This is a genomic window from Coleofasciculus sp. LEGE 07092, from assembly GCF_015207375.1.
Classification (GTDB): domain Bacteria; phylum Cyanobacteriota; class Cyanobacteriia; order Cyanobacteriales; family Coleofasciculaceae; genus LEGE-07092.
On the sequence record NZ_JADEWY010000012.1, the window covers coordinates 1 to 22,512 of the forward strand.

The window sequence follows — 22,512 nt, forward strand, 5'->3', positions numbered from 1 at the left end:
CAGCTCCCCCGCTCCCCCGCTCTCCACTGATAAATTCCAACACGAGGCACTGACTGAGGAGGTGGTGGGTTGTAAGTCTGTCCCAAGCAAGAATCAGCAGCAAATTTGAGGGCGTTGGCGAAATTTTCGACACCGCCTTCAGTGAAGTAGCGCCATAGCTGGTGAACGGTGGTTAGGGGGACGGTAGAATGACTCATTAAATCCGGGTCGGGACGGTCATCTCCTGGTAGCATGACCAAAGCAGCACCTGTTTGCTGCACTGTCTCCCGTACCACTTCTAATCCGTAAGACCAGTAGGAACGTCCGCCTAAAAGCCTTAAAATAACAATTTCAGCAGAAGTCAAGACGTTTTCTGCATAAGTATCGATTGTCAATTGCTGTTGCAACTGCAAGAGGTTGACTACCCGCACAGGGGGAAAGCCTGTGGGCAATTGCACGATTGATGCCGCCAGAGTCTGAATATCGGTGTCAGCCGCTGTGAGAATAATAATGGGAGCTGGTGTCTGTTCGACAAAAATAACGCCTTCGGCTTGCGGGTTCCACCCTCCCGGTATTGCGCTGATCCGATGCATGGTTTTGCCTTATGGTTTTGTTGAATGACCCTTTTAACTTAATTAACGGAATTCCTCATAGAACGGTTAATTTGTAAAGCGATTCAGTCCCAATCGATTAAAGAAACCTATCCTAACCAGATTGCGGCATCTTGGGTAGCATCGAAGAAGGGTTCATACCTGACACGAAATTCTCAGTGAGTGCTGTTGCTTTCTTAAAACGAACCAAAGTCATGTCGATATTGGGTAATCCCAGATTCAGCCGAACGTTGCCCTTAATGATGTTCGAGCGGCTGCAAAAGCTATTGCAGCAGATGCAGTCTAGCCTTGGGGAAGGAACTGTGGTTCTGAGATCAGATGACTTGCCAATAGTGCCAATGGGTTTAGAGTATCAAGTAAAGCTGTTTGTAGTTTTGGTTTCTCACTCATTTAGGGTACTGGCGTTGGCAGCACCGTTAGCGCCAAATGAATTGGCTGTTGATGGTACACAGCCAAGACTGTACCACGTCGGGTTAACCTTCGAGTCAAAAGCGATCGCCTCTTTTCTCACCCAACTCGCTCAACGGTTAAAGCAGCATTCAGTTGTTCTGGATTTGCTGCAACTCACTCAAGCCTCTCCACAATCCAACGATCCGGCAATCCAGAGTGAATTTACCATCGCGTTGATGGAAATTCTCACTACTGATACCATCAGCCCCCCAATATCGCCTGATCCCATTTATCCCTACGTTTCCGTCTGTCAACCCATAGAACAGGCACTGCGCCAACAAGTCGAACAGGAACGACTGCTGAATCAAGTAACTACTCAAATCCGTCAAAGTTTGGAATTACCTGCCATTCTGAAAACGGCTGTAGAAAAGGTACGCCATTTCCTGGAAGTCGATCGCTTAGTTATTTATCAATTTGACTGTCATTCTGCTGTAGCCACCCCTGAGTCTCACACTTCCTTATCAGCAAGCCAGGCTGTTGCGATCGCCGAAACCTCAGAACAAGAGGATGAGACAATAGAAAATTCTGCCCCTTCCCCCATTGCTGAGAGGAGTTCGGGTTGCGTTACCTATGAAGCCAGAGCCTCAGACGCGATCGCATCAGTACTCCATTGGCGGGAGGAGAGAGACTGCTTCATTCACGTCCCGAATTGTAGGAACAACTATCGCCAAGGGATCACCTTTGCCATTGATGATGTCGAACTTTCCTACACAACATCGCCTTGCTTGCTCGAACGGCTACGACAAAGTCAAGTTCGGGCACTATTAGTGGCACCGATTATCGTCCATGATTGCCTCTGGGGATTGCTCATCGCCCACCAATGTTGTGAACTTCGCCACTGGCAAGACAGCGAAAAACTATTTCTGAAGAAAATTGCAGAATACCTAGCGGTTGCTATTCACCAAGCTCAATTGTATGCCCAACTCCAACAGCAAAAAAGCACCTTAGAGCAACGAGTAATTGAGCGAACTCAAGAACTGCGGGATGCACTGCAAGCCGCTCAAGCCGCCAGCCTTGCCAAGAGTGATTTCCTAGCAGCAATGAGTCATGAGTTGCGAACACCTCTAACCTGCGTTATTGGCTTATCGGCAACGCTGCTGCGTTGGTCTTTTGGTGAGGGAGGCGCACGGACGATACCTCTTGAGAAGCAGCGGCACTATTTAAAAACGATTCAAGAGAATGGGGAACACTTGCTAGAGCTGATCAACGATATTTTGGATTTGTCTCAAGTCGAGGCAGGGAAGACTGTCTTAAACATCACAGAGTTTTCCCTATTTCGGCTGGCTCACCAAAGCGTGAGAAGCTTGCAAGAAAAAGCTAACCTCCAAGAGGTAGAACTAGAGATAGATTGGCAGATCAAAGTTCAGGGCGATCGCTTTCGTGCCGACCAACGTCGGGTTAGGCAAATCCTCTATAATCTGCTGGGCAATGCTATCAAATTCACGCCAGCAGGTGGGAGAGTAACCTTACGGATCTGGCGAGAAAAAAATTTGGCTATTTTTCAAGTTGAAGATACCGGGATCGGCATTTCCCAAGAACACTTACCTCTACTGTTTGAAAAGTTTAAACAATTAGAGACAACTTATCACCGCAACTACGAAGGCATGGGTTTAGGGTTAGCCTTGACCAAGCAACTGGTTGAACTCCATAATGGTTCGATTGAAGTCGAATCCTTTGTCGGTAAAGGTTCCATCTTTACCGTTTGGTTGCCCATTCAACCTCAACTCCCAGCCCCTTCCAAATCCAATTCAGCGCCCGATCAAAGTCCCCAACCTAAAGGAAGCATTGTCTTGGTGGACAATCACGAGACAACCGCGACGACAATTTGCGAAATTCTTACAGCCGCAGGCTATCATGTTGTCTGGCTGATTGATAGTTCCGGTGCGCTTCCACAAATTGAATTACTTCAACCCCGAGCAGTGATAGTCGATTGGCAACTATCGGCGATGGATGGTCACGAAATCGGTTATTATCTGCACAACCTGCCTACCACCCAACGAATCAAAGTTCTAGCCTTAACAACTCCCCCCCTGTCCCCACAGGAAGAGCAAGACTTGAGAACAAGTGTCGATGATTACTTGCCAAAACCTCTAGAACCTGCTCAGTTATTGCATAAAGTTACAGCCTTACTGAATTATGAATTATGAAAATACTGCCAAAGTGACAGATAATCTAGAGTGGATTTAATTGAGTTAAAAGTGAGGAGAGAAATATGACAGAATTTATGGACTTCCTGAAGCATAAATTTGCTTATATCGCCATTGGAGAATTTAAACCGGGTAAGTTTGAAGAAGCCCAACAGCTTTATGAAAAAGCAGTTTCTACCTACAGCCAAGGTTTTCAAGGAGCGTATCTGCTGCGAGAACCTGGCACAGATAAAGGAATTGCAGTTATTTTTTGGGAAGATATTGCCGATATGGATGCCAATCAAAGTGAGGCTTATGAGGAAGTTTTAAAACAGATGTCTCATTTGTTTTTTCATCCGCCAATCACCTCTTTCTATGAAGTATCCAGTGAAATTCAACCCCTAACTGTAACATCAGAAGAATAAGATATGTATAGTGCTGTTTTTACTTTCTCATACTCTAGCTCCACCTGCATGAGTTGATCGGTGGCAACGGCAGTCGTACCAGCACGAGCCAGATTTTCTAAATCCTTACACAGTTTGGAAAGAGCGATCGCACCTAGGTTTGCACTACTCGACCTCAAACTATGGGCAGCTTGCCGCAAGGCTTCGGGATCATTCGTTGCGATCGCCGATCGGATAAATTGTAGTTGTTGTGGAGCATCTTCGAGATATTGCCCGATAACTCCTGTTTGAAGGCTGTTAGCGTTTGCTCCTCCCAGCTTCTGCAAGGATTTCAGTACGCTGTGATCAAGAACTTTATGAATCTGTTGAGCATTATCAATAGTCTGCGGTGCTTCAGCTTGAACAGACCGCTGACCTGCCTTCTGCAAGGCTTCGAGTAAGTCTGGTAACCAAATAGGCTTAGTAATGTAGTCATCCATCCCTGCTTCTAGGCACTTTTCCCGGTCTCCCCGCAAAGCAAAAGCAGTCAGAGCAATAATACGAGGGCGATTACGAGCAGACCATTCCTCACAGATGCGGCGAGTTGCGGTTAAACCATCCATTTCCGGCATTTCCACATCCATTAATACTACATCGTAAGGTTGACGGTGCAAGGCTTGCAAAACTTCGATACCATTCCTGGCGACATCAGCCTGATATCCCAATTTCTCTAGCATCAGCAAGGCAAACTTCTGGTTGACCCGATTATCTTCAGCCAGCAGAATCCGTAGAGGAATACGTTCCTCTGCTAAGAATGTGGTCTGCATAGTGGTATCTCTATAAGCATGGTTTCATCGTCTATTGTCTGTTGCCCATTGCGGTTCAGACATACGCCACATTGCGGAACTTAGTAAGTTAAATGGCTGCAAACTGCATAGAAATTTTATAGGCAATCCATAAGAAAATGATTAAGACGTTTTTAATCGTTTTCTGGCTCGACAAGAATGCGCCATTCATGAAACTGATATTTAACACAATTATTCTGAACTAAAGGGTCACGCTCAACAATTGCTCGCGCCTCTTCTATAGATTCTGCCTCAAACAATAGCATTCCACCTCCTCGTTCTGCCCAGTAACCCGTTTTTGCTTGATGTCCTTTGGCAATCAAGTCTTGAACGTAGGCTTTGTGAGCAGGTACATACTGGTCAAAGGTGGGTTTATCAACAATACCTTCTTCAATCTTTACAAACCAGGGCATTTGTGATCATTCTGCTTAAAACCGCAGGTAATACATTAGCTTAGAGGTTAGATGTGGGGGAAGGGCAAGGCGTCGCTGGAAATCAGCTAGATTACGGTATTTCCCCAATTCACTTCGATTTTGCACGATCGCTCTGGCAAGAAACAAGTCAACGGCTGGAATTTTAGCCAACTGTTCTGCCGACGCCGTATTCGGGTTAAGGAGTTGAGGCGTTGCCGGACTCTCAGCATCGTAATAACAAAATCTCAAAATTGGCTGTAACGGGGTGATACGAGCGACTGATATGCTCAGTGCAGCGGCAATGTCTTCCAAACAACAGAACTGAACGCCGGTGCTGGTGAGTTCCACGAGCGATCGCGCTTGATGAATCGATAGCCCAGGCAGTCTCAACCAGTCATCCACCGTCGCTTGATTGACATCAATTTTAATCCCCAATGCCGCTGCTGCCTCAATTTCTTGCACCGATTGCAACCGATAGTAAGGATCGCTCTCAATCCGCGCTTGGATAGAGAGCCGAGTTGGGTTAAGTCGAGCCGCCGGAAGCAGCCAGTCAAACAATGTCATCATTTCAGGCAATGCGATCAAGTAATTGGCGACGTTTTTGCTCGAATTCATATTCCGACATCAGCCCTTCCTGGCGTAAGCTATCTAACTGTCGCAGAGCATCAGCAATTGCACCCACTTGAGCCGGATCAACTTCAGGGGGCTGAGGTTGCCCTGATGAAGCCATCGATATAGCATTCAAGTTAAAATTACGGTCAAACTGCTCCGAGTTTTGGAGCAGATACCAAACGCCTTCAATTGCACTGGCAATTGTAGGAATAGGCGTCCAAGACAAAAGCAGATACACTACACCCCACCACGGTTGCCCCAGATAAAACTTGTGGAACCCGGTAATAGGCATCACTACCCCGCTTAACGCCAGTAGCGCAGCGACTTTTCGACTTTTTGGCTTGCTCAACATACTTGCTCTTAACTGGTAGGAATGGCTCCGTTGTCAAAAAAACCAGCGATTCTCTGCTTCTATGATACGGAAAACCGAATTTTGCGGAAACTTGACCCTGCACTAGAATGTGACTATGAAGCAGCCGTACAACCCACTCGGTTGATAAGTTAAGCGCTATGGGTTTTTTTGATTCAGAGATTGTCCAACAAGAAGCCAAGCAACTGTTTGAAGATTATCAATCCCTAGTTCAATTGGGGAGCAGTTATGGCAAATTTGACCGGGAAGGTAAAAAGTTATTTATCGAAAAGATGGAAGCCATGATGGAGCGCTACCGGATTTTCATGAAGCGTTTCGAGTTATCTGAGGATTTTATGGCTCAGATGACGGTAGAACAGCTTAATACCCAACTCGGTCAATTCGGCATCACGGCTCAACAAATGTTCGATCAAATGCACATGACCTTAGAGCGGATGAAGTCGGAAATAGAGAAGCAATCCTAGCAAGCGATCGCTAGACTAAACACCCACCGCTCAATGACCGATGGGTGATTCTTTCTTATCTTTTTTTTATTCAGAGTCAGGAAATGATATCAAATCCGGTTGAATAGTTACAAAGAAAAACTGGACTAGCTAAAGCTTAAAGGAGAACGGCAAGAGGGATTTTTATTCCCATTCCCCATTCCCCATTCCCCATTTCTAGGGACGCTTAAACTTAGAAGGAGGTTCAAAGTACTTCACCGGTTCGTTCTTTAACGCCTGACGCATGAAATCTCGCCAGATTGGTGCAGCAAATCCACCACCCGTTGCCCCAGCCCCCAGAGGTCTGTAGTTATCATTGCCAATCCAAACGGCAGTGGCTAACTGTGGCACGTAACCCACAAACCAAACATCTCGCTCCGAGCTTGTTGTTCCCGTTTTACCTGCGGCTTGCCGTCCGATTTGGGCAGCGGTTCCTGTCCCGCCATTAATAACGCCAACTAGTACCGAATTGAGGGAAGCGGCAGCCCATGGGTCGAGAATTAGTCTAGGTTTGGGTGTGTTGTCGAGTAATACGTTGCCACTACTGTCAGTAACGCGGACAATAACGGTTGGGTCAGAGTGCCAGCCGTTATTGGCAAAGGTGGCATAGGCTCCCGCCATTTCCAAGGGTGTCAATCCAATTGCCCCCAGAGGTAAAGAGGTTACGGGTTCCATCGGACTCTTAATACCCAGCGTGCGGCAAACCTCAATGACTTTATCTAGCCCTACAGCTTTACCAATTTTGACAGCAGGAACGTTTCTAGATTGAGTAAGGGCAGTGCGAATGGTCATGGCACCACCGTAACCTCCGCCGTAGTTTCTGGGCGAGTACCAACCGCTACCATCCCGATAGCTCACAGGAGTATCCATGACTGTAGAAGAGGGCGAGTACTTGCCACTGGCAAAGGCGGCGTAGTATACAAATGGCTTAAAAGCTGACCCTGGTTGGCGGCGGGATTGTATGGCGCGGTTGAATTGGCTCTTGTCATAACTGACACCGCCGACTAGCGCCTTAACAAAATGAGTTCGGGGATCGACTGCCGCTAGCGCCACTTGGTCAGCATATAAACCCCGGCGGCGCATATTGGCATGGGCGCGAGTGACGGTTGCTTCCGCCATCTTTTGGAAATTGTAATCAATCGTCGTCTGGACTCGCATCCCACCTTTGAGGACGGCATCTTTACCAAAACGCTCGTTCAACTCAGTAACCACGGCTTCCGTGATGTACGGCAGTTGGCTAGTTTGCCAGGAAGTAACTTTACCAAGTTGCAGGGGTTGCGATCGCGCCTGTTGTTCTTCAGCGGCTGTAATCCATCCCAACTCACGCATCCGCATTAAAACCTGGGCTTGGCGTTCTTTGGCTTTTTGGTAGTTAACAAAAGGAGTGTAATCCTCTGGAGACTGAATCAGTCCTGCCAGCATTGCCGATTCTGCCAAATTTAGCTCAGAAGCCTCTTTTGCAAAGTAACTTTCAGCAGCGGTTTGGATGCCATAGTTGTTGTGACCCCAATAGATTTGATTGAGGTACATTTCTAAAATTTGGTCTTTGGTAAAAATTTGCTCCAGTCGGACTGCCAACACCGCCTCAGCTATTTTGCGGCTAAACCTCTTTTCGCGGTTGAGGAACAAATTTTTCACCAACTGCATCGTTAGGGTTGAGCCACCTTCAACCACACTGCCTCGTTCCCAGTTCACTAATAAGGCGCGACCAACGCTATTGGGGTTAACGCCGTGATGAAGGTAGAAGTGACTATCTTCAATGGCAATTACGGCTCGCTTAAGATTTGGATTGATATTTTCTAATTTGACAACTTCCCGATTGGCTTCACCATGAAGGCTGGCAAGGGATTTACCCTTAAAGTCATAGATATAGGTGGTTTCTGTAGGCACATAGCCCCGCAGAACTCTAACATCGGGAAGATTGCGGAAGCTAGTCGCTAAACCAACTAGCCCACCCGCAACAACCGAGCTAGCTAGCATGGTAATGCCGAGAACAGTTCCGCCTGTTACCTGAGCGACTCCTTGCGCGAACTGCCAAATCGGCGCTGAGCCACTTTTCCTTTCTTGTTTTTGTTGGATGGTGCTAGACGACACAGCGATTTCACTTCCTCACTCAAAAAATACCGAACGTACTCGTGGGGCAATTGGGTTTCAATACATTCTATGTAGATCTATAGATGATTACAGAAATTTCTGGCAAGAGTCAGGATTGTAGCTTAAGTTCTATTATGCAATCAACATCTCAGCCCTGCCTAGCCAACAGTTGTGTGCGGGGGAAGCGCAAGTCCCGCTATGATTTGCCATTAGCCCTTGGCATTCCCCCACGGGAACACTGTAGCAGGCATAACCTTTATCATCATAGGAGAATCTTGAGATAATAGGTGGTAACTTCACACATGGCATAGTTAGGCATTTTTTTAAGTAATGTTACCAGGTTGCCAGGAATTATTACAAGATTCACTATAAAGCTCAACACGCTGCTATACCAAATCAGTCAATCCTAAAAAAAATTCATCCATAACGCATGTCCAATTCCCAATTCACAAGTCCCAAGGAACTAACCTGGCTCTACCGGGGTATTAGTGAAATTTTTCCAAACCAACCCGACTCTCAAGATCTCAATGAGAACCTAGCACAACGCTTATTAAAAACTGAGCGTCCCTTACGAGTCAAATTGGGAATTGATCCGACAGGTGCGGATATTCACCTCGGTCACAGTATTGTATTCAGAAAGCTGCGAGCATTTCAGGATGCTGGTCATACCGCTGTCTTGATTATTGGCGATTTTACTGCCAGGATTGGCGACCCTACAGGGAAATCTGATGTGCGAAAGCAGCTTTCGCCAGCCGAAGTGAAGCAAAATGCTGAAACCTACCTTGAGCAGGTGCGCCCAATCTTGGATTTCGAGACACCGAGCCGCTTAGAAATTCGCTATAACTCCGAATGGCTAGAGAAACTAGATTTGGGGCAAATTCTGGAGCTGCTAGGCACCATGACTGTAGGGCAGATGCTAGAAAAAGAAGGGTTTGACGAGCGCTATAAGCAGGGTAATCCAGTTTACCTCCATGAATTTCTCTACCCCCTAATGCAGGGCTATGACTCCATGGCGGTGCAGGCGGATGTTGAGTTGGGGGCAACTGACCAAAAATTTAATATTGCTGTGGGACGAGATTTGCAGCGGCATTTTGGTCAAACCCCTCAGTTTGGGCTGCTGATGCCGATTTTGATTGGCACAGACGGAGTTCAGAAAATGTCTAAGTCCCTGAACAACTATGTTGGTTTGAGGGATGATGCTGTCTCAATGTACTCTAAGCTACGGAATACTCCAGATAGTCTTTTGAACCAATATTTTGAATTGCTGACCCATTTGCCCTTAAATGAATTACCAGAGCATCCCCGCGATCGCCAAATAAAACTGGCGTTAAATGTGGTAAGCCAGTACCACGGTGAGGAAGCTGCTTATAAAGCGAAGGAAACAGCGGAGGGAGGCTCCACAGATGCCTTACGGGAATTTTCTTTATCTAATGTGGAATTTCCCGCTAAATTGTTCTATATCCTCAATGCTAGTGGTTTGTGCAAGAGTAGTGGGGAAGGGCGGCGGCAGATTCAAGGAGGTGGTGTGAAGCTGGATGGCGATCGCCTTTGTGAGGTTGAGTTAACGTTTGATTCTCCAGAGAAACTGGATGGCAAGATTTTGCAAGTGGGTAAAAAGAAATTTGTCCGGTTGGTTCCATAGATTGGTACACTATTTTTTGCATTTGTCAACCTTTTAACCCTTTTAAGCGGTTTTGGCAATGCTACCGTGCGACAGATTGAGAGCGTGCAATCCCTGTTTATGAAGGAATCATAAGTAAGCATAAGTTGAGCTGCTACGGAAGAGGGGAAAACCGTAGCGATTTGCCCTAGATAAGTACGGTTAATACGACTCGCCTAGACTAGCATTGTAAAGTAATTATTTATATAGTTACGGAAGATAACATTAGTTAAAAGTTAACCCAGGCTATAAAACGGTATACCCACTTCTCAAGTTTTTAGAAAAAATATGAAGCAAAAATTGTAGCTAATCTGCATTGTACTTGCAAGTTCTACATCGCGTCTTGTCATGTAATCCTCGATCATTTAAAACGATCGCAGGCAAAGATAGCTGACGAAAGCTTGTCAAGTATATATGTGCAAAGCGAACTTTCCCATCTAGTCTTCAACCTTGGGGACTAGTTTGCTAGAGCTTAGAAACTTGCTAGCCCTAACGTTCGCTAACTCACATATAGCCTTTCTCAAATGTATGAGGTACAACCAATGCTTGCCCAGTAAGGGTTTCATCCCTAAAAATGTACCTCACGCAAGCGAAAACCGCTATAGCGACATTATTGCAGTCGTTGGCAAAATATTCAACTGTGTTTCACTTCCTTTGCTGTAAGGAGACAGTAGAAGTATGCGAGTTGCTCAAGTTTCGCCTCTGTGGGAAAGGGTTCCCCCACCAGGTTACGGTGGCATCGAGCTAGTTGTTGGTCATTTGACTGATGAACTAGTCCGTCGCGGTCATGATGTTACCCTTTTTGCGTCTGGAGATTCTCAAACCTTAGCACGATTAGAATCGGTTACTCCCCAGGCGCTACGCCTCAATCCAGCGGTGAAAGAGCCTGCGGCTTATGACTTGCTTCAACTGAGCCGCATCATGGCACAGGCAGAAGCCTTTGACATAATCCACTTTCACACGGGTTTTACAGCTCTGCCGTTTGCAGAAATGGCAAAAACTCCGGCGGTGCATACGCTGCATGGTGGCTTTACTGAGGATAATCGCCCATTATTTACTCAGTATTGCAACCAAGCTTATATCAGCATTAGTGACGCGCAGCGAAAGCTCGAACCTCAGCTTAATTACGTGCGAACGGTTTACAACGGCATTAATCCCGACGATTATCCGTTCCACGCCCAACCTCAAGATCCGCCCTATTTGGCATTCTTAGGACGGATGTCCCCGGAAAAAGGACCGCAACACGCGATCGCTATTGCCAAGCAGACGGGTTGGCGCTTGAAAATGGCGGGTAAAGTCGATGTAGTGGATCGGGAATTCTACGAGCAAGAGATTGCCCCCCAAATCGACGGCGAACAGATTCAGTATCTCGGTGAACTTACCCATGAACAAAAGGTCGAGCTTTTGGGTAATGCCACGGTGACTCTCTTCCCGATTACTTGGAGTGAACCCTTCGGCTTGGTGATGATTGAGTCGATGTGTGCGGGGACACCTGTAATTGCCATGAATCTGGGTTCAGTGTCAGAGGTAATTGCTCACGGGAAAAGTGGATTTGTCTGCAACAGCGTGGAGGAAATGAGCGCGGCTATTCCAGCAGCCATAGAACTCAACCGTCAACAGTGTCATGACTTTGTGGTGCAACACTTTAGTGTCACCCAGATGGTAGACAGCTATGAGGCGGCGTATCACAAAATCTTGAACGAGCAGATGTCACGAAACGGGCACGTTCATGCACCTGTCTTGAGTCTGTAATCGGTTAGCTGGTTTTTAAGGTTAGAGAAAACGTATGCAAACGAATTTTTCTTGCCCTTGCTGCGGCGCTGCACTACTACGCCATGCAAAAGGCAACAGTCTCTACTGGTTCTGTACATCCTGCTGGCAGGAAATGCCTGCATCTGCACTGGCTAATATACTGCCTCCTGACAGTTTGTTGACTACCGTTGTTTCTCAGGACGTTCAACCTGAGACGGTTCCTTAGGTTTAATGCCACTGACTTAAGCCAAAATTTATGCAGACTGGGACTAGGGAAGGAAACCCAGCAAACCCTTGTAACACTTGGGTTTCGCTGTAGCTCAACCCCACCTACGGATTCTTGAATCTCTGCTTAAGTCAGTGCCATTCTTCTTATATGATGATGCCAAGACCTAGAACCGTCGCACCATCATGACTGAGAGCATCGGCAAAGTCTATCTCCTCGGGGCTGGACCCGGAAGCGTCGCATATCTCACCCTCCGAGGACAACAGCTACTCAATCAAGCCGAAGTATTAGTCTACGATGCTTTGGTAGACCCTCAGCTATTCAAGTTAGTCCCCACTAATTGCCGTCAGTTTGATGTAGGGAAGCGAGGCGGAAGCCCCTCCACTCCTCAATCTGAAATCAACCAACTGCTGGTAGAGCAATGCCAACAAGGTAAGCAAGTGGTGCGACTCAAAAGTGGCGATCCCTTTATTTTTGGTCGCGCTACCTCAGAAATTCAAGCGTTGATTGCCGCTACCTGTCCGTTTGAGGTTGTACCCGGAATTTCTTCTGCACTGGTAGCCCCGTTGTTGGCAGATATTCCCTTAACTGATTCTGTCCTAAGTAAATGCTTTGCAGTATTAACCGCTCACCACCCTGAAGAACTGGACTGGGAGACACTAGCCCGCATCGATACCCTATCAATTTTAATGGGTGGGCGTCATTTAGATACGATTGTCCGCCAGTTACAGAGATATGGGCGATCGCCTCAAACCCCCATTGCTGTCATTCGCGCTTGCGGACGCCCTGAACAGCAGGTTTGGGTTGGCACATTAGCCGATATTTTTCAGCAAACGGCTGGTGTGTCTCTCTCGCCTGTGGTAATTGTGGTAGGAGAAGTAGTGAACTTGCGGAATTATTTAGGGAATGGGGAATGGGGAATGGGGAATGGAGAGAGAGCGTTTCATTTGCCATTAGCTGCATTACACGAGGAGTCTAAGGTGCAATCGTCAACTCGACGCCAACTGTCCACTCAACGGCTGAAGGGCAAAACTGTTTTAGTCACTCGTTCTGCCGACCAGTCTAGTAAATTTAGGGATTTATTAGAATGTGAAGGCGCAACGGTTATTGAAATGCCTGCATTGGTGATCACGCCTCCTTCAAGTTGGGAAGCGTTGGATCGTGCGATCGCAAACTTATCAGATTTTGATTGGTTAATTCTTACCTCCAGTAACGGTGTCGAGTCATTTTTTGAGCGGCTCCTGACTCAAGGAAAAGATACCCGTACCTTAGCCGGCGTCAAAATTGCAGTTGTTGGCAAGAAAACGGCGGCTAATTTAAAAGAACGAGGATTGAAGCCCGATTTTATTCCCCCCGATTTTGTGGCTGATTCCCTGGTTGAACATTTCCCAGAATCCTTGACTTATAAAAAAGTTTTGTTTCCGCGTGTGGAGACAGGCGGGCGGGAGGTTTTGCTTAAAGAATTAACTGCCCGAGGTGCTGATATTGTTGAAGTTGCTGCTTATCAATCCGCTTGCCCTGAGCAAATCGCACCGGTTGCGTTTGAAGCCTTGCAAAGGAAAGCCGTTGATATTATTACCTTTGCTAGTTCTAAAACCGTCAAGAATTTTTATTACCTTTTAGAGGAAGCATTAAAAGATAAGGGAGATGTTACTCCTCATTCTCTTCTAGAAAACCTCTGTATTGCCTCCATCGGTCCCCAAACCTCCAAAAGTTGCTATGAATTATTAGGGCGGGTTGATGTGGAAGCTGAGGAATATACTTTAGAGGGGTTAACCCAGGCGATCGCTAGAAGATGATCTCAATCTGGCAGCAATCCCTTCTGCGCCAACCATTCCTGATTAAACAGCCGTGACTGATAACGAGCACCGCTATCACACAAGATAGTAACAATAGTGTGTCCCGATCCCATTTGTTTCGCAAGCGCTACTGCTGCGCCCACATTAATACCCGTAGAACCCCCCAAAAAAAGTCCGTCTTTCCGGAGGAGTTGATAAACAACATTCACCGCATCTTTATCGGGGATTTGAATAGCATCATCAATGGGGACACCTTCCATATTGGCAGTGATGCGACTGTTACCAATGCCTTCGGTAATAGAGTTACCCTCCATTGAAATCTCACCCTTCTTAATATAACTGAACAGCCCACTACCCATGGGGTCAGCAACGACTGATTTTATCGTCGGTTTTTTTTCCTTCAAAAACATTGAAACACCCGCAAACGTGCCACCTGTCCCCGTAGAGGTGATCCAAGCATCAATCTTTCCATCCGTTTGTTCCCAAATTTCCGGTCCTGTGGTTTTGTAGTGAGCGAGTCGATTTGCCAAGTTATCAAATTGATTTGCCCAGATCGCATTATCCATTTCTTGGGCAATGCGTCCAGAAAGCTTCACATAATTGTTGGGGTTTTTATAGGGTACGGCAGGAACAGGGCGCACTTCAGCACCCAGCGTTCTCAGGGCATCCATTTTTTCTTGGGATTGAGTATCGGGGATAATAATCAGACACTTGTAACCTTTGGCATTGCAGATATGCGCTAAACCAATGCCTGTATTACCAGCCGTACCTTCAACAACCGTACCCCCCGGTTTAAGCAAGCCTTTTTTTTCAGCATCTTCAATAATATAAAGCGCTGCTCGGTCTTTAACCGAACCGCCTGGATTCAGAAATTCAGCTTTACCCAAGATTTCACAACCCGTTTCTTCACTGAAGCTATCTAAGCGGATGAGTGGGGTATTGCCAACTGTTCCCACAAAGCCATTTTTAATATCCATATTTTTATTTTTTAAGGAGTCTGTTTTCCTCTATTAGGATAAGTGAAGCAAGTAAGGCGGGCATTACCCACCTTACTCAACCCTTACTTATTCGGTTGGGGAGTCATGCGCAGATAGGGCTTAAGTTCTTTGTAGCCCTTGGGAAATCTTTCCTTCAACTCTTTGGGATCTTTAATGGAGGGAACAACTACTACATCTTGACCTTCTTTCCAGTCAGCGGGAGTTGCCACTTTATAGTTATCGGTTAGTTGTAGGGAATCAATCACCCGCAGGATTTCATCAAAGTTACGCCCTGTGCTAGCAGGATAGGTAAATGTCAGCCGCAATTTCTTCTGAGAGTCGATGATAAAGACCGAGCGTACCGTTAAAGTATTGTCGGCATTGGGATGGATCATGTCATAGAGATCGGAGACTTGGCGATTTGGATCTGCCAGAATTGGGTAATTGACAGTGGTATTCTGGGTTTCGTTAATATCTCCGATCCAGCCTTTGTGAGACTCAACATCGTCAACGCTTAGGGCTAGCACTTTAACATTGCGCTTCTCGAATTCGGGCTTGAGTTTGGCAACCGTACCCAACTCGGTGGTGCAAACGGGGGTGAAGTCAGCCGGGTGAGAGAACAGTACTACCCAGCTATCGCCTGCCCAATCGTAGAATTTGATTTCGCCTTCACTCGATGCCTGTGTGAAGTTGGGGACGGTATCGCCTAATCGCAGAGCCATATCTAAAATTTCCTTTCTCAAGAGGGACAATTTTTTATCTTGCCACAAAAGACCGGTTTTCCGATGGACTTTTAGATCTATTTAGGATTTCCTCAGCTTTGTTTGATGCGAGTTATCATCGTCAGGTGTTTACGCTCGATAGTTTGGGTGTTGGCTTTGCCAATTGTATGTGGAATCGCAACAAAATATTATGATGTATACTACATTGAGGCACGATTTTGTGTTGTGCCAGTAGGCGAGTGCTCACTCACAATCAAATATATTTTAGACAACCCAAATTAAGTTCAAACAACCAGTTGAATGAAATTGGATAGTAACAAACTAAAAAGTGAAGCAGGGCTAGCCTGTCCATACCTGCGCCCAAGCATTGATGCAATGGTTGGCTACATCCCCGGCGAGCAGCCAAAGCCTGGGACAAAAATCATTAAGCTCAATACCAACGAAAATCCCTATCCACCTTCACCTGCTGCGATAGAAGTGCTGCGAAACTTGGATAGTGAATGGTTGCGACGCTACCCAGATCCCTATGCATCGGAGTTTCGTCAAGCGGCAAGCGAAGCACTAGGAGTTCCTGCTGACTGGATAATCGTTGGGAATGGCAGTGATGAAGTACTGAATTTAGTGGTACGTGCTTGTGCAGAGCCAGGGCGTAAGGTGGTATATCCCGTGCCAACTTACGTGCTATATCGCACGTTAACGCAGATGCAGTCAGCAGAGAATATTGAAATTTCCTATCCAGAGGACTACTGTTTACCAATTGAAGAACTGGTGGCAGCCAAGGGTGTGGTAACGTTAATTGCCTCACCCAATAGCCCGTCCGGGCATGTTGTTGCAAGCGCCCAGCTACGACAATTGGCTTCAAGGTTGTCTAGTGTTTTAGTGATTGATGAAGCTTACGTTGATTTTGCGGCAGAAACCGCCTTGCCGTTAGTTGAAGAATTCGAGAACGTAATTGTGCTGCGAACGCTATCTAAAGGCTACTCGCTAGCCGGTTTACGCTTGGGCTTTGGAATTGCTAATCCAAAGTTATTAGCTGGGCTGTTTAAGGTGAAAGATAGCTATAATATTGATGCAATTGCTTGTGCGGTCGGTGCGGCGGCGATACGCGACCAAGCCTATAAAAACGAATGTGCCACAAAGGTAAAGCGATCGCGAGCCCAGTTGGCAGTAGCTCTCAAGCAATTAGGCTTCCAGTTGTGGCCTTCTCAAACTAATTTCCTGTTGGCACAACCGCCCAAGGGTAATGCAGAACAAATTTATCTAGCACTAAAGGAGCAGGGGATTTTGGTGCGCTACTTCAATCAGCCTGGCTTAGAAGATAAACTTCGCATTAGCATCGGCACTAATGAGCAAAATCAAATGCTGATAGCAGCTTTGATTACTCTAACCTGAGTTCTGTTTAAGCAGCTTGGGACAATGAGAAGTCTAGATGCATCGATGGCTTCTTAGGTTGCCAATTCTCCATCACTGCCTTTGCACCAACTGCTCAATGGATTCTGCTTCCTCCTGTACAATCAACAGATTTTCCTTCAAATAGTCTACAGTCCAATACTCAGGAATACCCATCACCTCATAGATTAGCGAGCGATGGATGACCTGACTGACACGCCAGGTTATGCTGCCTGAGGAGGGAAAGTTGAGTTCAGGCGATCGTTCTGCTTTAGTTGGGATTAGTCTTCTATTAGGGCTAAAACTCTGGCGACCACAAATCAGCAACCGCCACCTCAAAACCAGGGAGCAAATCGGGAATACTCAAAACATCACCATCACCCAAAATAACGGCTTCCTGATTGGGACGATAAATTTCCACCGTATGCTTTTCTGGGTGAGTCAGAATCCCTACTTTTGTTCCTTGAGCGAGGAAATCCTTGATCTTATCCCTGAGTGCTTTTAAGCTATCGGTTGGAGACTTAACCTCAACCATCAGATCAGGAGCCAGTTGAGCAAAAGAACCGGGACTTTTGCGCAATCGCTCTGCTAGAACAAAAGAGACATCAGGTGCTCTTACATTAGAATTGGGGAGGTCAAAACCCGCACTCGAACCTGTCACACGTCCTAACTTGCGAGGTCTAACCCAGTTTCGTAACTGAGCAGCAAGTTCGAGGGCAACCTCATCTGATTCATAACCTGATGGACTCATAACGATAATGTTCCCCTCAACCAACTCCATGGGATAGTCAGGATTTTGTGCTTGTAATTTTTCCAGGTCTTTGCGGGTAAGAGTTGTAAGAGTTGCCATAGAACCTCCTCAAATAGTCTACAGTCCAATACTCAGGAATATCCATCACCTCATAGATTAGCGCTGGATGACCTGACTGACACGCCAGGTTATGCCGCCTGATGAGATAAAGTTGAACTCAAGCGCTCACTAATTCCACCTCAGTCTCTAAAATGAGCGAACCGACAGTTCTTTATCTTCTTTGCTCAACAGTCTTGAGACAGATATGTATAAGATGAGATGATAGAAAACAAAAATTAAAATTACGTGAAGAGAGACCCATTCTCTCTTCAGGATTGTTTTGTTTGAGTAAAGAGGAGAGTTGATGAACAGATTAGTTCGCCTAGTAGTAGTCTTAGGGCTTTTAGTCGGTTGCTTAGGTTGGTTCGGGTTGCCCCAGAGGGCAATGGCTGCACCGATGCCTTGGTCTAACGGGGCTTCTTTCAGTCAGGTGGCTTTGCAGGCATCACCTGTTTTAATTGCCGAGGCTACCTACCGCAATCCAGCGGATGACAAGTTAGCCACTGAGTTTGGTCAAAAAATCGATTTGAACAATACTCATGTTCGCGCCTTTCGGCAGTATCGGGGGATGTACCCTAACATCGCTAGCAAAGTTGTTCAGAATGCTCCCTATCAGAAGGTAGAGGACGTTCTGGATATTCCGGGACTTAGCGATCGCCAAAAACAGCTCCTGCAAGCCAACCTGGATAAGTTTACGGTGACCGAAGTCGATCCGACCTTCGTAGAAGGTGGCGATCGATACAATCCGGGCGTCTACTAAAACTAGAGTGCCAATTCAGGCATCGGTAAATTGGGTAGATTCCTAGAGACTAGGAGCTAAAGAGAAAGGGAGTAATGAGATAAGTTTTCTACTCTCTCCCTCTCCCCTTGCCCTAGTCTGCCAATCTACAGCACACCTACCGAATCGAATTCTCGTTAAAATTCTTTGTCTAACCCACTCCTTCAGGGGGTGGGCTATTTATTACAATTCATTAAATTTCCTTAGGAACCGAGCGAAGTTGAATTCTCTCCCCTCTAACTCTCTATCTCCCCTAGAAATGCCTACCCAGTTTGATGTTCTCGTGATCGGTGCAGGTGCAGCGGGACTTTACGCCACCCTTTGCCTGTCCGATACATTGCGAGTAGGACTGATTACGAAAGATACCTTATCCACAGGTGCCAGTGACTGGGCGCAGGGTGGGATTGCCGCTGCTATCGATCCGAAGGACTCACCTGTGCTGCATATCGAGGATACAATCAAGGCGGGTGCTGGTCTTTGTGACTCAGATGCTGTGCAGTTTCTGGTGGAACAGGCTGGCGATTGCATTCAGTCTTTAGTAGAGATGGGCGTTGCCTTCGACCGTCACGGCAGCCAGTTGGCATTAACCTTAGAAGCTGCGCATTCCCGTGCCCGGGTTCTCCATGCCGCTGATACCACAGGTCGAGCTGTAGTCAGCACTCTTACGGCTCTAGTATTGCGCTGCCAGAATATCACTGTTTTACAGCAAGCCTTTGCACTCTCGTTATGGATTAATTCCCAAACTGGATACTGTCAGGGAGTCAGCCTGATGTACCAAGGTCGTCTCAGTTGGGTACAGGCTGGGGCAGTCGTGTTGGCAACCGGAGGTGGGGGTCAGGTGTTTGTGCAGACGACCAACCCAGAGGTTAGCACGGGTGATGGCGTGGCAATGGCTTGGCGTGCTGGAGCTATGCTGCGAGACTTAGAATTCATGCAATTTCATCCCACCGCCTTGACTAAAGCTGGTGCTCCTCACTTTCTGATTAGTGAAGCCGTCCGAGGAGAAGGAGCTCACTTGGTAGATATTCAAGGACGGCGGTTTGCCTTTGATTACCATTCAGCCGGAGAACTTGCACCCAGAGATGTAGTCAGCCGTGCAATTTTTAATCATTTACAAAAGGGAGTGGGGAGTGGGGAATGGGGAGTGGGCTTCTGCCGTGAGCGTCAGTCGAACGGGAGTGGGGAGGATAATTCTCCAACGGTCTACTTAGACTTGCGACCAATTCCAGACGATCGCATTCGCCATCGATTTCCCAACATCATCCAAGTCTGTCAGCAGTGGGGAATTGACGTATTTCACGAGCCGATTCCCGTCGCTCCCGCTGCTCATTACTGGATGGGCGGCATTGCCACGGATTTGATGACTCGTACCTCAATTCCCGGTTTGTATGCCGTTGGCGAAACGGCAAGTACAGGGGTCCATGGTGCCAACCGTCTCGCTAGCAACTCTCTGCTCGAATGCATTGTGTTTGGTGCTCAGCTCTCGAAAATAACCCCTGAGAAATTAGCCCCGATTCCCGATTTCCGATTCTCCATTTCCGATTTAGCGATCGCGGACTGGGCTACTCAAATCGAAAAAATAGCAGCAATCCGCGCCGAGTTAAGACACCTCGTTTGGCAAAGTGCGGGTATTTCTCGGTCGGCAGAGGGTTTGAACAGTGCGATCGCTCAAGTTGAAATCTGGCGCTCTGAATTTGCGGCTCTGCCCTTGAGCCAACTGTTAATGAATTTAACCCCTACCGAAACCCTTAAGGTGAATTTACCCGATGCCGACCATCAGTTGCGAGGTTGGGGAGAGACTTACAATTTACTGGATGTGGCGCACTTAATTCTAAAAAGTGCTGCCTTTCGCACAGAGAGTCGAGGTGGACATTATCGCTCAGACTATCCGCACCCCGACCCTGACTGGCAAGTCCATACGTTAGTGCAAAGAAATCAATGGTGGAAATCGTCGCTAATCGGAACGTCATTTTAGAAAAATACCAGCAAGTTAAGACTTACAAAACGTTCCTTTTGACTCCCTGAAAAATTTGATCCTTAAAACTAATCAAAAAAACGGAGTTCCCTCAAGGAAGCTGGGGCAGAAATTGCCAATTCTGCTGCCGAGCCGACCTTAGCATCGGATTACGTTATTTCTGGGTACTGCACAAGATGTTGGGTTTAATAGCAGCTTAGGGCGATCAATCGGTGAGGATTCACCTACTATTTTTACTCAATAGAGAATAAAAAATAGTTACGAAACTCCAACAAAATAAATTATCCCCTAGGATCAGTATCTGCCTACCATGGATAGGCAGACGCCTGCCCACGAAAATACTTCGGTATTTTTATTTGCAGAGTCCTGAATGCAAGGGCTTGTCAGCCGATTGCCATTGGATACCCACTCCACTAAGTATTTATAGCCATTATGACATCAAATATTTATAATATATTTACGAAAAGTTCACATAAGTATACCTCTAAGCCGATTAAGTTAAAGAAAATTAACTCAAGTTAACCTGGTGGAATTGCTATAGAAATGGTTCATAAAGTGTCCAGTCGGGTAGTGACCTTGAGACTACCACAAGATCTGATGCAGGCAGTGATGGAGCAAGCCGAGGTAACGGGTCAATCCAGAACCGCTGTTATAGTTGGTGCACTGAGGCAAGTGTTTGCTGTTGCTGACAACACATCATCAGATTCACTCGAAGGCGTTCAAGAACAACTGAATACACTCAGCCAAGAAGTTGCTGGCTTGAATCAGAAACTAGGTCAGTTCGCAGAGGAAACGGTTTCAGATCACTCAGATAACAAGGTTGGTGTTCCAGAAGAAGCACTGCAACAATTAGTCGCTAAAATTGAGCAGCGATCGCGGATACTCGATCAAGTCCTTTCTGCCTCAGTCGATCACGTCTGTATGTATGACCGATTGGGCAGGTATACTTATGCCAACCGCGCCTTTCTACAGTCCTTGGGACTTGAGGGAACTGAACTGTACGGCAAGACTTGGGAACATTTGGGCTTGCCAGCAGAAATCATGAAACCTTTTGAAATAAAATTACGCACTGCCTTAGCAATAGGGCAATCCATTGCCGAGGAAATCAGCTTGCCTACGGTTAACGGTATCAGAGACTACGAATACATTCTCAGTCCTATTCATGGTGCAGATAGTACCGTTGAAGCCGTCGTGTATACGGCAAGAGATATTACTGAGCGCCAGCAAGCCCAAGAAGCCCTACGAGAATCGGAGGAAAAGCATCGCAACTTGTTTGAGTGGGCGCACGATTCTATCTTTATTACCGACCATTCCACCAATATTCTCTTAGATGTCAACGAACACGCGGCGCGGCGTTTAGGATACACTCGTAAACAACTGCTACAGTTACCGTCTGATAAATTTAGTCCTCCGATGAACCCTGATGAACGGAAAGCTGTACTTGAACAGTTGTGGCAAACGGGTAGCGTTACCTTTGAACACGTTCATCAATGTAAAAACGGCGCTCAGATACCCATTGAAGTGAGCAGTCGGGTGATTGAATATGGCGGTCAGTTAGCGATACAAAGCTTTATTCGAGATATCACTGAACGTAGACAGGCAGAATTGGCGTTGCAAGAAACCCATCGTTTCATCGAGCAGCTTACACAACTCTCACCCAATTTAATTTATATCCACGACTTAATTCAACAGCATCGTACCTACTTAAACCGTAACGCCAACGAGTTTTATGGTAAAACACCAGAAGCTATCCGAGGGATGGGGATGGTATTTTTTTCGGAATTCGTCCATCCTGAGGATTTGCCCAAACTCGTTGCTATGCAAAAGCGATTTGCTATGGCTAGAGAAGGTGAGATACTCGAAGACGAGCTGCGTATGAAAGACGCCAATAATCAATGGCAGTGGTTTCGGATCAAAGAAGTGGTGTTGAATCGAACCAGTGGAGGTTTACCTAAGCAACTTTTGGGTATAGCTATCGGAATGGGAGAGTACAATTAGCGATCGCCCTCCCTCTCAATC

Annotated in this window: 22 protein-coding genes; 12 read left to right on the forward strand and 10 right to left on the reverse strand. The window is 46.6% G+C overall.

What is annotated here, in order from left to right; translation table 11 throughout:
• A partial coding sequence (locus IQ257_RS04755) for a cobaltochelatase subunit CobN (RefSeq protein ID WP_193932944.1) occupies positions 1–572 on the reverse strand: 572 nt, incomplete at its 3' end.
• A gap of 212 nt (positions 573–784) precedes the next feature.
• Between IQ257_RS04755 and IQ257_RS04760 the strand changes: the two genes are divergently transcribed.
• Positions 785–3,187, forward strand: coding sequence for a GAF domain-containing hybrid sensor histidine kinase/response regulator (locus tag IQ257_RS04760; protein WP_193872552.1), 2,403 nt, complete (start codon positions 785–787; stop codon positions 3,185–3,187).
• A gap of 65 nt (positions 3,188–3,252) precedes the next feature.
• Complete coding sequence (locus IQ257_RS04765; RefSeq protein ID WP_193872546.1) at positions 3,253–3,591, forward strand: antibiotic biosynthesis monooxygenase; 339 nt, start codon at positions 3,253–3,255, stop codon at positions 3,589–3,591.
• Here IQ257_RS04765 and IQ257_RS04770 read toward each other — a convergent pair.
• From IQ257_RS04770 to IQ257_RS04785, 4 genes are all read right to left on the reverse strand, one after another.
• Complete coding sequence (locus IQ257_RS04770; protein ID WP_193872545.1) at positions 3,561–4,376, reverse strand: response regulator; 816 nt, start codon at positions 4,374–4,376, stop codon at positions 3,561–3,563. The two genes, IQ257_RS04765 and IQ257_RS04770, sit on opposite strands and share 31 nt — an antisense overlap.
• Positions 4,377–4,528: 152 nt before the next feature.
• Positions 4,529–4,807: a YciI family protein gene (locus IQ257_RS04775; protein ID WP_193872544.1), complete on the reverse strand. Its 279-nt coding sequence runs from the start codon at positions 4,805–4,807 to the stop codon at positions 4,529–4,531.
• A gap of 15 nt (positions 4,808–4,822) precedes the next feature.
• Entirely contained in the window at positions 4,823–5,371 is a 549-nt protein-coding gene (locus IQ257_RS04780) for a helix-hairpin-helix domain-containing protein (RefSeq protein WP_193872551.1), read from the reverse strand.
• A gap of 4 nt (positions 5,372–5,375) precedes the next feature.
• On the reverse strand, positions 5,376–5,771 hold the full coding sequence (locus IQ257_RS04785) for an NINE protein (RefSeq protein ID WP_193872543.1): 396 nt from the start codon (positions 5,769–5,771) through the stop codon (positions 5,376–5,378).
• 30 nt (positions 5,772–5,801) lie between these two features.
• Between IQ257_RS04785 and IQ257_RS30650 the strand changes: the two genes are divergently transcribed.
• Together IQ257_RS30650 and IQ257_RS04790 are read left to right on the forward strand one after the other, a co-directional pair.
• Complete coding sequence (locus tag IQ257_RS30650) at positions 5,802–5,924, forward strand: hypothetical protein (protein ID WP_265586107.1); 123 nt, start codon at positions 5,802–5,804, stop codon at positions 5,922–5,924.
• A 5-nt stretch (positions 5,925–5,929) separates the two neighbouring features.
• The gene (locus tag IQ257_RS04790) at positions 5,930–6,253 is read left to right on the forward strand and encodes a DUF1825 family protein (RefSeq protein WP_193872542.1); all 324 of its coding nucleotides are present in this window, start codon (positions 5,930–5,932) and stop codon (positions 6,251–6,253) included.
• Between the two features lie 195 nt (positions 6,254–6,448).
• Here IQ257_RS04790 and IQ257_RS04795 read toward each other — a convergent pair whose 3' ends face one another.
• Positions 6,449–8,365 (reverse strand): transglycosylase domain-containing protein, encoded by a 1,917-nt coding sequence (locus tag IQ257_RS04795; protein ID WP_193872541.1) that lies wholly within the window; start codon positions 8,363–8,365, stop codon positions 6,449–6,451.
• 430 nt (positions 8,366–8,795) lie between these two features.
• On the opposite strand from IQ257_RS04795, the gene tyrS reads away from it, so the two are divergent.
• The 4 genes from tyrS to cobA all read left to right on the forward strand — a co-directional run bounded on the left by tyrS (position 8,796) and on the right by cobA (position 13,802).
• Positions 8,796–10,007, forward strand: a complete 1,212-nt coding sequence (gene tyrS / locus IQ257_RS04800; RefSeq protein WP_193872540.1) for a tyrosine--tRNA ligase — start codon at positions 8,796–8,798, stop codon at positions 10,005–10,007.
• 696 nt (positions 10,008–10,703) lie between these two features.
• Positions 10,704–11,777, forward strand: coding sequence for a glycosyltransferase family 4 protein (locus IQ257_RS04805; protein WP_193872539.1), 1,074 nt, complete (start codon positions 10,704–10,706; stop codon positions 11,775–11,777).
• Between the two features lie 34 nt (positions 11,778–11,811).
• Positions 11,812–12,003 (forward strand): hypothetical protein, encoded by a 192-nt coding sequence (locus IQ257_RS04810; protein ID WP_193872538.1) that lies wholly within the window; start codon positions 11,812–11,814, stop codon positions 12,001–12,003.
• A gap of 185 nt (positions 12,004–12,188) precedes the next feature.
• Positions 12,189–13,802 carry a uroporphyrinogen-III C-methyltransferase gene (gene cobA / locus IQ257_RS04815; protein ID WP_193872537.1) on the forward strand — a complete coding sequence of 538 codons (1,614 nt, stop codon included), beginning with the start codon at positions 12,189–12,191 and terminating at the stop codon, positions 13,800–13,802.
• A gap of 2 nt (positions 13,803–13,804) precedes the next feature.
• Here cobA and IQ257_RS04820 read toward each other — a convergent pair whose 3' ends face one another.
• Together IQ257_RS04820 and IQ257_RS04825 are read right to left on the reverse strand one after the other, a co-directional pair.
• Positions 13,805–14,779, reverse strand: coding sequence for a cysteine synthase A (locus IQ257_RS04820; RefSeq protein ID WP_193872536.1), 975 nt, complete (start codon positions 14,777–14,779; stop codon positions 13,805–13,807).
• Positions 14,780–14,862: 83 nt separating this feature from the next.
• Positions 14,863–15,501 (reverse strand): peroxiredoxin, encoded by a 639-nt coding sequence (locus tag IQ257_RS04825; protein ID WP_193872535.1) that lies wholly within the window; start codon positions 15,499–15,501, stop codon positions 14,863–14,865.
• 300 nt (positions 15,502–15,801) lie between these two features.
• Between IQ257_RS04825 and hisC the strand changes: the two genes are divergently transcribed.
• A complete protein-coding gene (gene hisC / locus IQ257_RS04830; RefSeq protein WP_193872534.1) occupies positions 15,802–16,893 on the forward strand; it encodes a histidinol-phosphate transaminase in 1,092 nt (363 codons plus the stop codon).
• Positions 16,894–16,965: 72 nt separating this feature from the next.
• Here hisC and IQ257_RS04835 read toward each other — a convergent pair whose 3' ends face one another.
• Together IQ257_RS04835 and IQ257_RS04840 are read right to left on the reverse strand one after the other, a co-directional pair.
• Positions 16,966–17,217, reverse strand: coding sequence for a hypothetical protein (locus IQ257_RS04835; protein ID WP_193872533.1), 252 nt, complete (start codon positions 17,215–17,217; stop codon positions 16,966–16,968).
• Entirely contained in the window at positions 17,189–17,740 is a 552-nt protein-coding gene (locus IQ257_RS04840) for a Uma2 family endonuclease (RefSeq protein ID WP_193872532.1), read from the reverse strand. Before IQ257_RS04840 ends, IQ257_RS04835 begins: the two co-directional genes overlap by 29 nt.
• Positions 17,741–18,044: 304 nt before the next feature.
• Between IQ257_RS04840 and psbU the strand changes: the two genes are divergently transcribed.
• The 3 genes from psbU (at position 18,045) to IQ257_RS04855 (ending at position 22,491) form a co-directional block, all read left to right on the forward strand.
• Positions 18,045–18,500: a photosystem II complex extrinsic protein PsbU gene (psbU, locus tag IQ257_RS04845; RefSeq protein ID WP_193872531.1), complete on the forward strand. Its 456-nt coding sequence runs from the start codon at positions 18,045–18,047 to the stop codon at positions 18,498–18,500.
• 277 nt (positions 18,501–18,777) lie between these two features.
• Positions 18,778–20,493 carry an L-aspartate oxidase gene (gene nadB, locus IQ257_RS04850; RefSeq protein WP_193872530.1) on the forward strand — a complete coding sequence of 572 codons (1,716 nt, stop codon included), beginning with the start codon at positions 18,778–18,780 and terminating at the stop codon, positions 20,491–20,493.
• Between the two features lie 543 nt (positions 20,494–21,036).
• A complete protein-coding gene (locus IQ257_RS04855; RefSeq protein WP_193932946.1) occupies positions 21,037–22,491 on the forward strand; it encodes a PAS domain S-box protein in 1,455 nt (484 codons plus the stop codon).
• The last annotated feature ends 21 nt before the right edge of the window (positions 22,492–22,512 follow it).